Raw genomic sequence first — 11,379 nt, forward strand, 5'->3', positions numbered from 1 at the left:
GTTTTTTGCAACGAAGTTAACTAGCCTTTTGAACAACCTACTGTTCGTCTTTCATAACTTCATGTATATGCATCAACGCCCTGGCCGCTAGACTTAGGTAACGATCCCTCAAATAGACAAATACCAACGTTCTTGTAGCATATGGACGGATCGGTAAATAAATCGGAGTGAGATCCTCGCTCCCCCTGCGTACAACCATCGCAGGGATGATAGTAACACCCAAGCCATGGGCAACAAGGGATTGTGCAGTCTCAATACTGCTAGTTTCAAAGGAAATTTTTGGTTGAAAACCACTTTCCGCACATAATTCCATGACTACACGGCGAAAACCGTATCCTTTTTTCAGCAAAATAAAAGGAGCCTCCGCAAACAAAGAGAGAGGGACTGCCTCTAAGTCCGTCCTATATTCCTTCCGTTTTGCAACCAGGGCACGGAAACCCTCTGACATCCATTTTTGCTCCGTCGGAGGGATTGCCAATAGCAAAGGTTCTGTCGCCAATGGTTGAGAGGCTAAACATGGATCTTCAATAGGTAAGGAAAGAATAGATATATCTACCATTCCCTTTGCTGTTAGATCCTCTAATTTTTCTGGTGATTCCTCAATCAGACGGACACGCACATGTGGGTAAACCTCCGCAAATTTCCGTAAGAGAGGCGGCAATACATGCCCTCCTGTAATCGCAGGTGCACCGATGATTAATTCTCTCCCTATTCCCTCACTACGCTCACTCATCTCTTGTTCTAGATCATCCCGCATCCGCAAGATATTCTTTGCATGTTCTAAAAAACGCATCCCGTCAGGAGTAGGTACGATCCCGCCCTGCTCACGGTGAAACAGCAGTACCCCCAATCTTTCCTCCAGCTTCTTAACCTGTTGACTCAAGGATGGCTGTGAAATATGTAAGTGCGCAGCGGCACGTGTAAAGCTTTTTTGTCGATACACCTCAATTGCATACTCCAACAAACGCATTTCTAACATAAAATCATCTCCATAGTTTAAACCTATCGATTCCATTCATTATATATCTTCGACAAATAGCCTGCCATCCAGTAGGATGGTGATACATAGTAAACCTGGAGGTGAAGACAAGTGAAACCACGCACATTATTTGAGAAAGTGTGGGATCGGCACGTCATCGAGCAGGAGGAGGGGAAACCTGCTATTCTTTATATCGATTTACACTTGGTTCATGAGGTAACCTCCCCCCAAGCCTTTGATGGCCTAAGACTCCATGGACGAGCCCTTCGCCGCCCAGACCTGACCGTCGCTACCATGGATCATAACGTCCCCACTACCAACCGCTCTCTTCCAATAGCTGATGCGACCTCGGCCGCACAGATAGATGCCCTAGTTAAAAACTGCAAGGAGTTTGGGGTTCAACTATACGATCTTCACAGTCCCCAACAGGGAATCGTTCATGTGATTGGACCTGAATTGGGACTTACTCTCCCTGGAAAAACCATTGTGTGTGGAGATAGTCACACCTCTACCCACGGTGCCTTTGGAGCTCTCGCCTTTGGGATTGGTACCTCAGAAGTGGAACATGTCCTGGCCACCCAGTGTCTCCAACAACAAAAGCCCCGGACGATGGAAGTACGCATCGAAGGAAAGCTCTTGCCTGGGTTAACGGCAAAGGATATCATCCTTGCTGTAATCGCCAAGATCGGTACAGCGGGGGCAACGGGTACTGTCATCGAGTACACAGGAGAAGCCATTCGCAACCTATCGATGGAGGAACGAATGACGATTTGTAACATGTCCATCGAAGCAGGTGCTCGGGCTGGCATGATCGCTCCCGATGAAACTACTTTTGCTTATCTTGAGGGAAAGCCGGAAGCCCCAACAGGAAAGCACTTTGCAGAAGCAAAGGAAGACTGGCGGAAGTTGGCAACGGATGATGGAGCCAGTTACGATCAGCAAGTAATCCTAAATACTGCGGACATTGCCCCCCAAGTAACCTGGGGAACCAGTCCAGGTATGGGTACAGAAATCACAAGCCGCGTTCCGGGCCCTGAAGAATTCTCCACTGAGAGCGAGCAGAAGTCGACCCGTCGTGCTCTAGAATATATGGGGCTAATCCCTGGTACACCCATCACTGATATTGAAGTGGATCGTGTGTTTATCGGCTCTTGTACAAACTCCCGTCTGGAGGATCTGCGCGCCGCAGCCCGGGTGATTAAAAATCGTCAGGTCTCTTCTCATGTAAAAGCCATGGTTGTACCCGGTTCCCAGCAAGTAAAACTAGCTGCAGAGGAAGAGGGGCTCCATCAAATCTTCTTAGATGCTGGCTTTGAGTGGAGAGAGTCAGGATGTAGTATGTGCCTTGCTATGAACGCAGACACTCTAGCGGATAAAGAGCGTTGTGCTTCCACTTCTAACCGCAATTTTGAAGGACGTCAAGGACGTGGCGGACGCACCCATTTGGTCAGCCCTATGATGGCTGCAGCAGCCGCTATCGAAGGTCATTTCGTAGATATCCGACAATGGGAATTTATCGACTAAGGAGGACAACCCAGTGGAACCGATTCGTCAACACACAGGAAAGGTGGCTCCTCTTGACCGAGCCAATGTAGATACTGATCAGATCATCCCCAAGCAGTTTTTAAAACGAATCGAACGAACGGGGTTCGGCCAATTTCTTTTTTATAACTGGCGCTTTGATAAAGACGGAAACCCCGACCCTACTTTTGAATTGAATCAACCCCAGTATCAAGATGCATCCATCCTTGTGACAGGTCCTAACTTTGGGTGTGGTTCCTCCAGAGAACATGCTCCTTGGGCGTTACTCGATGATGGTTATCGTGTCATCATCGCATCCAGCTATGCGGATATTTTTTACAACAATTGTTTTAAGAATGGCATTCTTCCCGTCATTCTCCCTGAGGAAACCGTGAATAACCTTCTCTCACGCATGGAAGCAGGTTACACACATAACCTCACTGTCGATTTAGAACAATGTGTCATTACCGATCAAGCAGGCTTTAAGGCTGGATTTGAAGTAGATCCTTATCGCCGCCACTGCTTACTCAATGGCCTAGATGACATTGCTATAACACTGCAAAAAGAAGAACAGATCGAAATGTATGAACGGGATCGTCCTGATTGGTACAAAACAGCAGTAGAAAAGAAATACTGATCCTCTCGTCTTCCTAATAAATGTTTCTTGACCCTTGGTAATTCCTATCGTAATCTTTGTAAGAGAAAGCATTTCAGAAGGCGAAAATCATGGTATCTCTCTCCATAGAAAACTCCTTTGTGGCAGTTGGACTTCAAAAAATCCATTGTACACCTAGGAGTTTTCCTAATTTCTTAACGTTGGCTCCTTCACTCCTGTGCCTCCTCACGTATTATTGAGAATAGAGATGGTAACATCCCCGCATGTTAACAAAGAGACAATTATAAAGGAAGGAAAGAACCCAATGGTCACAGATATTCAATCCTCATCAGCTATGTGCTGGAGCGAGTATGCCCCCTTAAAACGAGTGATTCTCTGTCCACCTCAATACCTACGTATCGATGCACCGATCAATCATGTCCAAACAAGGTACTTCGAAGACGGGATTGACAATCAACTAGCTATGGCACAGCACCAGGAATTAGTGAACACATTAAGGGGATTCGGCATTGATGTTATCTTACTGAAGCCGGAGGAAAACTACCCCGATCAAGTTTTCACCCGTGATATCGGCTTTACCCTAGGCCACCACCTGTTTGTCTCTCAAATGGAAGAAAACATTCGTAAAGGTGAGGAAAAGATCCTTACCAATTGGCTTGTAAATCATTACACCCCCTTCCAACCGATCCGCTCTGGAAGCATTGAAGGTGGAGATGTCATGATTGATCGTGACACGATATGGATCGGGAATAGTGGACGTACTTCTCATCAAGCAATGGCAGAACTTCAACAAGAGCTTCCCCAAATGGAAATCCTCCCACTCTCTGTACCCGTCAAATATCTCCATCTCGACTGTATTTTAAACATCCTCTCCCCCAATGAGGCCCTTATATTCCCCCCTGCTTTCGAGGAGGAAAGCCTTGCCCTACTTGCTAAACGCTATGAATTAATTGAAGTGGATGAAACAGAACAATTTACCCTTGGCACCAATATTCTCTCGATTGGTAATCGCACGGTATTAAGCTTACCCGTTAATCCTCGTGTCAATAAAGCGTTACGTCACCGTGGATTTACGGTAGTAGAAGTGGATCTATCTGAGATCATCAAATCTGGAGGTTCCTTTCGCTGCTCCACTTTACCCCTCTTACGAGAATAATCCAACAACCTCAACTTCCAATATAAGTAAATGAACGATCCTTTTCATGGTTGATAATTAATTGGCTGGATTACCGATCAGCTGATCCATTTATGTTCCCAATAGAAAAGGCCTCAGCGATAAGTTATCACTGAGGCCTTTTCTTTTTTTGTCCGATTGTATCGTTATTGCTCCTGAGCAAGTTTGCTTTTTCTCCTACCATAGATAAGATAGATAAGCACCCCAACCAGTAGCCAAATTCCAAATCGCACCCAGGTAATCCCTGGGAGGCTCATCATCAACCAGACCGAGAAACCAATCCCGATTAAAGGAATCAAGGGAACTAGAGGTGTTCGGAAGGATCGCTCTAAGTCCGGACGACGCTTCCGCAGCAGAATCACCGAGCTACATATCACCACAAAGGCAAACAACGTCCCAATATTCGCCAGCTCCGCTACTTTTTTAATCGGAGTAAACCCAGCAATCATTGCCGTCACAATCCCGATAATCCATGTAGGGCGTGCAGGTGTTTTATACTTCGGATGCACATGGGAGAACCATCCTGGGAGAAGGCCATCTCGGCTCATCGAGAACCATATACGAGACCCGGCTAGCATAAAGGAGAAAAGTACACTTGTGATCCCTGTCACAGCTGCCACCGAGATGATAAGTGTCGCCCAGCCAAGTCCAATATCTGAAAATGCTTTAGCCGCAGGAGCCGCATTATCCAAGGTAGGATACTCAACGATCCCTGTGAGCACTAAGGACATCCCTACATATAGAATTAAAGCAACCGCTAGTGACACCACAACCGCACGAGGCAAATCTCGTTGAGGATTCTTCGCTTCCTCTGCGGCAGTTGTCAACGTATCGTATCCGAATACGGCGAAGAACACCAGAGCCGCCCCACTCATCACCCCACTAAATCCAAAGGGCATAAAGGGATGCCAATTACCAGGGTCTACATAAAAACTACCCACCCCGATGATCAACAGGATGATCCCCAACTTAATTGAAACCATCAGGCTGTTAAACCGTGATCCCCACTCCATCCCAATACTTAATAGGCCAGCAATCCCCAAGCTAATCAAACTAGCGAATAGATCAAAAACATGACCCTTTCCAGTACCTGAAGCACCTTTCGCCCAGGTAGGAAGATGAACACCAATCTGCTCCAAAATGGATTGCAAATACCCTGACCAACCAATGGCTACTACCCCCACAACAAGGGCATATTCCAAAAGCAGGTCCCATCCGATAATCCAAGCAGCAAACTCACCCAATACTGCGTAACTATATGTATACGCACTTCCAGCAACCGGAATCATCCCAGAAAACTCAGCATAACAAAGGGCTGCCGCCGCACTTGCCAACCCTGCAATTAGAAAAGAGAGCAAAACCGCAGGACCTGCCTTCGTCGCAGCAGCCGTCCCAGTTAATACAAAAATACCGACTCCCACAATCCCACCTAGGCCAATCGCTGACAAGTTCCACAACCCTAACACACGCTTTAATCCTGTCTGCTCAAGCCCCTCTTGCTGTAATCGTTCAATAGACTTTCTACGCAAAAAAGGATTTGCCATCCTCGTCTCACCCTTCTATGAGATTTGTTTTATGAGTTATAAATTCAGGGTTATGTACTATCAGTTGTTCATAAAATATTCACAACTTCATTTATCGTACCACATCTATCCTTTCTGAGAAACAAGGAAGCGCACTTTGTCAACGTGAGGAGGATTGCGCAAGGATTTTTCTCGCCATGAGCCAACACTCTCGATCAATAATCCCCATTTGCTGAAGTTCATCCAGCTCGTCCTTCATCAAGTCTCGGTCTGCCTCTTTATCGCCTGTATATATAACGATTCCCATCTGTTTCAACAGATTACGTACATCACCAATGGTCTGCATTCGATCCATTCTTCTTTTCACCCCTTAAGGATAATCAACGCCTGACTGCCTCACCTATGTTAAAATTAAAGCATATTTATTTAAGCAGAGGGAGGGGGGTTAACTATGCCTAACACCAATTTTATCAAGGTGAAACCGATGCACGGCGAGCTCCTTATCTATCAAAAACAAAACCAGCTTGGGTACACGTTGACCACCCAGGAACTTATCTTTCAAAATCCTCACGCCTCTTACCAGATTCTACTCTCTGATATCCTTGGTATTGTACCCTTTCGATTACAGCGTGATCCAGCTATGTTAGAGCTTTTAACAGAGACTGGAGCTCGTCCTTCATTTCCCAAGCAATATTATCGCATTTCAGCTCGACGTGTGGTTGTGATCAACCGTAGAGGTCATTATGAACGAGGAACCACCGATATTCTCATTCCTCTCAATGATCGTTTTATTCAACATATTGAGGCCCATGCCGACTTTGCCTCAATCCCTATCTCATAGATTATTACGATAAAAAGCTCACCAGCGTGAACAGGTGAGCTTTTTATTTATGAATTGTATGTGCTTGAATGAGTGGATAAGCTCGGTATAATACAGGCACTAAGAAAGAAGCAACTAACAACTTTGCTAGATCCCCTGGAATAAATGGTAATAGTCCTACCGCAATCGCCTGGTTCCACCCAAGCCCTGTAGAGAAATGAAGCCAACTAACACCAAAAGCAAAAATGATCACACTACCTGCAAAAAAATGAACCACTACCATCTTCCAAAAGCGAAGCTTTGGCGCCATTCGCTCTGTTAACCAACCGATTAAAAAAGCCACTATTGGCCAACTCCAAATATAGCCGGCAGTAGGTCCTACCAACGCAGGCAGACCACTTTTACCTTCGGAAAGCACAGGAGCACCCACAACGACAAGTAAGATTAAAACAACCATACTCATCGCTCCTCTACGTGCTCCCAATATAGACCCTGCAAGCAATACAATCATCGTTTGGAGGTTGATGGGTACCATCGTTAACGGAATATAAATCTGTCCAGCTATGGCTGTCAAAGCTGTAAACAGGGCAATCAGCATCATATCTCGTATGGGCTGTTTCCTTGTGGACATTTAAAGCCACCTCTTCTCTCTATTTTTTTAGCATAAAAAAACCGATTGACCATTGTCAACCGGATGATATTGGCTTGTTAACATTTTTCCCTAAGGGTTTCATTCACATATTTAGGCAGGTGAAAACAACTCGCCCATACATTCTCATCGACATATCTGGTATCCGTTACCTGTAATCGACTCCGCCCTGCGACATCCTCTGGGTCAAAATGTTTTGAAGCGATTGTAAAGCTCCAGATGCCCCCAGGATAAGTGGGAACCGATGCCAAGTATGTCTTAACAATCGGAAAAATCTCTTTTAACTGCTGATGCACTCGCCTAAAAATATCTGGATGAAAAACAGGGGACTGGCTCTGACACACCATCAGCCCATCATTCGCCAACCTTCGATGAACCCCTTGATAAAAAGAAGAAACAAATAATTGAGAGGCTGGGCCCACCGGATCAGAAGAGTCCACAATGAGGATGTCATACTCTCCATCTCCATCCTGAACCAAGCGAACACCATCTTCAAAATGAAACACAATACGGGAATCCGGCTCACCTTTCCCAGCGATCTCAGGTAAATATTTCCGACTTGCTTCTACTACCTTTGGATCAATCTCCACCATGTCCACTTTCTCAACTGCGGGATATTTCACGATTTCCTGTACAGCCCCACAATCCCCACCACCGATCAAGCACACCTTCTTTGGGCTAGGATGAGTTGCTAATCCAATATGAGTAATCATTTCATTATAGATAAATGCATCCTTCTCCGTCGTCTGTAGAATGCCATCCAATACCAATGCTTTTCCAAATCCTTCAGTCTCAACCACCATCACCTCCTGAAAAGCAGAGGTTTCCCGATAAAGAATACGATTTACTTGCCAATCTGCCCGGAAACCAAATTCTTCTTCCACATCTGTCAACCAGAGGGTCCCTTCCCTCTCCAAGATGCCAGCGTTAGTAGAAACCATCACTGTCCTCCCCAATTTTTTTTCATTGTAGCACATTCATTTTCCTTAATAGAATAGGGAGAAAAGCCCGAACATGCTACGTTGCTGACCATACAATGGTACGAACCGCATGACGAGAACCTCCAGAGGAGGAAAGGTGTATGGATCCCAACAACCAAGAAGTGGCGAGCCTACACCGCCACCCATGAAAAGGCCACAACGAAAACGCAATGATGTCTACTCCCTCGCTTCACTTCATCCAGCCAACACCTTTGTCCCCATCATACGACGTGTCAGGAATAGTGTCGTCTCCATCTCTGCTCTAGAACAACCCCAACGAATAGAAACCCACGGATTTTGGCAACGTTTTATGTCTGACATTCACCCTCCTCCAGTATCCCAAAACCCTAACCAACAATTTGGGTCTGGATTTGTCATCTCACCTAGAGGCTACATCCTCACCAACCAACACGTCATCCGACGTGCAGAAAAAATCCAAATCACCCTCTATAATAACAAGCACTCCCTTCCCGCTACCGTCGTTTGGGAAGATGCAGAGCGGGATATCGCAGTTCTTCAAGTAAAAACCTCTACTCCTCTTCGTCCCCTCTCCCTCGGCTCTTCACGTTCAACTGAAGTCGGTGAATGGGCGGTCGCAATCGGCAATCCCCTCGGACTTAATCATACGGTTACCCTCGGTGTAATCAGTGGCAAAGATCGTCCTCTCAGTATGGCGGATCGATTCTTTAGCCGAGTAATTCAAACGGATGCTGCTATCAATCCAGGCAATAGTGGGGGGCCTCTGCTCAATATTCTAGGGCAAGCAATTGGTATCAATACATTAGTTGTCTACCCCTCCCAGAGCATCAGCTTCGCCATCCCCATCGACGAGATAAAACCCATGATTCGATCCTATATTGAGAAGGTATCGAAAGGAACTTATTAAACAGAACCTTCTACCAGAGGCTGCTGAGTGATCTCGGCAGTCTTTTTATTAGGTGTTTCATTTGCCTTGTTTCTTCTGATACCAGAATTCCATGTATCCGTTCATGATAACAGATTGAATCTATCGGATAATCTATACGGCATAGCATATCCATGTCTTCTTTGGATAGAAACAATAAAGGCAGGGAGACACCCTACCGCTCCACCCATAGGAAATCTCTTTTTATTCGGTTTGGTAGCTGCTAGTTTTCAGGGGTGACCGGTTGATACTATGTTTGTGGTACAATAACAATATCCTTTCTTCTAGAACTGTAATTTTCTAGAGATAGGTTATCCATCGAGGAGCCTACCCTTGTACGTACATATATTTGGAGTAGAATCAAAAATATATAAAGAAGAGGTACGACCCACCCGGTAGTCAAACTTCCCCAAGGATGACTACCCAGGGGTGGCTTTTGGAGATGATAGTAAGCATAGATCGGGTTGACCGTTTGAAACAATCCTTTCACTACCGTCCATTTCTTCACTATCCTTAAGAGAAACTCCACTATTACGCACCTCCCCTCTGCATGAATCATCAGAGGGTACCTCCTCTGGGTAATGCTGGGATTCCCCCCTCCCCTACCTCTTCGTCATCAGCATGACAGCGGAGGAACAGGTGGTGATGGACGATGGTTACCGGGTTATTCTATCAAAGTGTTCGTCAAAGAGATCAGTGTATCAACAAAGATTAAGAAAAACAAAAAGAGAAGAAAGTTGGAATCATATGGCTATACACAATGGTGTTTCAACAAGAAACCAGCTGTTAACAGCTGCATCTAATATAGTAAGTGAAAAAGGGGTATCAAAGCTTACCCTTGAGGCGGTAGCAAACCAAGCAGGTGTTAGTAAAGGTGGATTGTTCTATCATTTCCCTAGTAAAGAAGATCTAGTTCAAGCAATGATTGATGAGTTATCAATTGATTTTATGAATGATATAAAAAATAATCTTCAGGCCTTTCATGGAAAAGGTCAATGGACCCAAGCTTATGTGGAAACGATGTTCATGAAGGTTGAAGATGGTTTGAAGATGAGTTCAGCGCTATTCGCATCGATGTTTACCAACCCAAAATTAATGGAAAAAGCCCAACTTCAGTATAAAGAGCTTCAAGATCAGATACAGAATGATCAAGTAGACCCCGTCCATTCGATTATAGTAAGGCTTGCCTCTGATGGTTTATGGTTTGCAGAAATGTTTGGGTTATCACCATTGGATAAAGAAATGAGAGATAAAGTACACAGTGAGTTGACGAAATTAATAACAAAGGGTAGTGAATAATGCATGATAGATACCTACCCTTCTTATAACATTTTAGGAAATAAGTGATTGATATATTGAGCTAGTAGGGAGAAAAATCTACCTTTGTCGGGTAGGTTTTTTCTTTTTGGAAATGGACGGTACCTTAAATCCAACTACCTTGTTTTACCTGTACAAATAGCCTTGAAATAATACCGGTTAGCTGGTACATTTAATTTGTGCATGACTACTTAGTATAGAAAGAAAAAAGGGGTAACCACAAAGAGGAGGATGAAAAGCATGAGAAAGAAGATTGTTGGGAAAAGTGTGAAAAGGATGACTGTCTTCGCTTTGGCTTTAGTTTTTGTCTTCAGTGGTGGATTCATTGGTCCGGTGAACTCAAAGGCCTCGGCTGCTCAAGACAATGAGAAAAAGCTCCCCGAAAAGTATGTTCAAGGATATAAAGTCGATAAAGATGGTAAAAAAACACCGGTCTATAATACGGATAACACATCCAAAGGTAAAGCTGCACCAAAAGCAGATGAACCCACTAGTCCGTATGCGGCCAACTATCCTAAATTATCTGAAGATCCCTATGCGCCTGCACCGGGAAGCGGAACGACAACAACCGAATCGGCTGATGTAGATATCATCTACTTTAAAGGGACTATTAGTAAAAGCCCTACCGAGAATGATAGTAAAGAAGAGGGACCGGCATATTTACAAAAACTCCCTGATGGTAAGATTGAACTTGGAACCTATAATCCTGAGACCTTGGAATTAAGTCCTGCTACTGATATTAATAACGAAAGGGAAACAATTGGCGAAGAAGAGATGGTAAAAAAATATGGACCCCAGTATGCTTGGAGTAAAGCTTTTGATGGAACAACCAAGTTAAAAAGAGAGACCAAATTTAACTTACTATCAACAAGCACCGTTGACAATTCAGCAGAGTG

At 44.7% G+C, this 11,379-nt stretch carries 13 protein-coding genes; 7 read left to right on the forward strand and 6 right to left on the reverse strand.

Annotated elements, in window-relative coordinates; all coding sequences use genetic code 11:
• Positions 1-37: 37 nt before the first annotated feature.
• On the reverse strand, positions 38-979 hold the full coding sequence (locus BLV90_RS15090; protein WP_091742846.1) for a LysR family transcriptional regulator: 942 nt from the start codon (positions 977-979) through the stop codon (positions 38-40).
• Between the two features lie 111 nt (positions 980-1,090).
• Between BLV90_RS15090 and leuC the strand changes: the two genes are divergently transcribed.
• The 3 genes from leuC (at position 1,091) to BLV90_RS15105 (ending at position 4,272) form a co-directional block, all read left to right on the forward strand.
• On the forward strand, positions 1,091-2,503 hold the full coding sequence (gene leuC, locus BLV90_RS15095) for a 3-isopropylmalate dehydratase large subunit (RefSeq protein WP_091742847.1): 1,413 nt from the start codon (positions 1,091-1,093) through the stop codon (positions 2,501-2,503).
• Between the two features lie 13 nt (positions 2,504-2,516).
• Positions 2,517-3,137: a 3-isopropylmalate dehydratase small subunit gene (gene leuD / locus BLV90_RS15100; RefSeq protein WP_091742848.1), complete on the forward strand. Its 621-nt coding sequence runs from the start codon at positions 2,517-2,519 to the stop codon at positions 3,135-3,137.
• Between the two features lie 283 nt (positions 3,138-3,420).
• Positions 3,421-4,272 carry a dimethylarginine dimethylaminohydrolase family protein gene (locus tag BLV90_RS15105; protein WP_091742849.1) on the forward strand — a complete coding sequence of 284 codons (852 nt, stop codon included), beginning with the start codon at positions 3,421-3,423 and terminating at the stop codon, positions 4,270-4,272.
• Between the two features lie 164 nt (positions 4,273-4,436).
• Here BLV90_RS15105 and BLV90_RS15110 read toward each other — a convergent pair whose 3' ends face one another.
• Both BLV90_RS15110 and BLV90_RS15115 read right to left on the reverse strand, forming a co-directional pair.
• Positions 4,437-5,834, reverse strand: a complete 1,398-nt coding sequence (locus BLV90_RS15110; protein WP_091742850.1) for an amino acid permease — start codon at positions 5,832-5,834, stop codon at positions 4,437-4,439.
• 139 nt (positions 5,835-5,973) lie between these two features.
• The gene (locus BLV90_RS15115) at positions 5,974-6,168 is read right to left on the reverse strand and encodes a YqgQ family protein (protein WP_245726387.1); all 195 of its coding nucleotides are present in this window, start codon (positions 6,166-6,168) and stop codon (positions 5,974-5,976) included.
• 96 nt (positions 6,169-6,264) lie between these two features.
• Here BLV90_RS15115 and BLV90_RS15120 point away from each other — a divergent pair, with 96 nt between their 5' ends.
• Complete coding sequence (locus BLV90_RS15120; RefSeq protein WP_091742851.1) at positions 6,265-6,654, forward strand: hypothetical protein; 390 nt, start codon at positions 6,265-6,267, stop codon at positions 6,652-6,654.
• 43 nt (positions 6,655-6,697) lie between these two features.
• On the opposite strand, the gene BLV90_RS15125 is transcribed toward BLV90_RS15120, so the two are convergent.
• Both BLV90_RS15125 and speE read right to left on the reverse strand, forming a co-directional pair.
• Positions 6,698-7,264, reverse strand: coding sequence for a biotin transporter BioY (locus tag BLV90_RS15125; RefSeq protein ID WP_091742852.1), 567 nt, complete (start codon positions 7,262-7,264; stop codon positions 6,698-6,700).
• A gap of 77 nt (positions 7,265-7,341) precedes the next feature.
• Positions 7,342-8,223: a polyamine aminopropyltransferase gene (speE, locus tag BLV90_RS15130; protein ID WP_091742853.1), complete on the reverse strand. Its 882-nt coding sequence runs from the start codon at positions 8,221-8,223 to the stop codon at positions 7,342-7,344.
• A 136-nt stretch (positions 8,224-8,359) separates the two neighbouring features.
• On the opposite strand from speE, the gene BLV90_RS15135 reads away from it, so the two are divergent.
• Positions 8,360-9,148, forward strand: coding sequence for a S1C family serine protease (locus BLV90_RS15135; protein WP_177168116.1), 789 nt, complete (start codon positions 8,360-8,362; stop codon positions 9,146-9,148).
• 268 nt (positions 9,149-9,416) lie between these two features.
• On the opposite strand, the gene BLV90_RS15140 is transcribed toward BLV90_RS15135, so the two are convergent.
• Entirely contained in the window at positions 9,417-9,725 is a 309-nt protein-coding gene (locus tag BLV90_RS15140) for a hypothetical protein (protein WP_091742856.1), read from the reverse strand.
• 86 nt (positions 9,726-9,811) lie between these two features.
• On the opposite strand from BLV90_RS15140, the gene BLV90_RS15145 reads away from it, so the two are divergent.
• Together BLV90_RS15145 and BLV90_RS15150 are read left to right on the forward strand one after the other, a co-directional pair.
• Complete coding sequence (locus BLV90_RS15145; protein WP_245726388.1) at positions 9,812-10,465, forward strand: TetR/AcrR family transcriptional regulator; 654 nt, start codon at positions 9,812-9,814, stop codon at positions 10,463-10,465.
• 258 nt (positions 10,466-10,723) lie between these two features.
• Positions 10,724-11,379 (forward strand): hypothetical protein (locus BLV90_RS15150; protein WP_143035079.1); only part of this gene is annotated, 656 nt, incomplete at its 3' end.

It is taken from the genome of Marininema mesophilum (assembly GCF_900106775.1).
Taxonomy (GTDB): Bacteria; Bacillota; Bacilli; order Thermoactinomycetales; family DSM-45169; genus Marininema; species Marininema mesophilum.

Bases quoted from the DNA above. Each gene is read 5' to 3' on its own strand.
- BLV90_RS15090 (WP_091742846.1), bottom strand. From the start codon at position 979: ATGTTAGAAATGCGTTTGTTGGAGTATGCAATTGAGGTGTATCGACAA.
- BLV90_RS15105 (WP_091742849.1), top strand. From the start codon at position 3,421: ATGGTCACAGATATTCAATCCTCATCAGCTATGTGCTGGAGCGAGTAT.
- BLV90_RS15110 (WP_091742850.1), bottom strand. From the start codon at position 5,834: ATGGCAAATCCTTTTTTGCGTAGAAAGTCTATTGAACGATTACAGCAA.
- BLV90_RS15115 (WP_245726387.1), bottom strand. From the start codon at position 6,168: ATGGATCGAATGCAGACCATTGGTGATGTACGTAATCTGTTGAAACAG.
- BLV90_RS15120 (WP_091742851.1), top strand. From the start codon at position 6,265: ATGCCTAACACCAATTTTATCAAGGTGAAACCGATGCACGGCGAGCTC.
- BLV90_RS15125 (WP_091742852.1), bottom strand. From the start codon at position 7,264: ATGTCCACAAGGAAACAGCCCATACGAGATATGATGCTGATTGCCCTG.
- speE (WP_091742853.1), bottom strand. From the start codon at position 8,223: ATGGTTTCTACTAACGCTGGCATCTTGGAGAGGGAAGGGACCCTCTGG.
- BLV90_RS15140 (WP_091742856.1), bottom strand. From the start codon at position 9,725: ATGATTCATGCAGAGGGGAGGTGCGTAATAGTGGAGTTTCTCTTAAGG.
- BLV90_RS15145 (WP_245726388.1), top strand. From the start codon at position 9,812: ATGGACGATGGTTACCGGGTTATTCTATCAAAGTGTTCGTCAAAGAGA.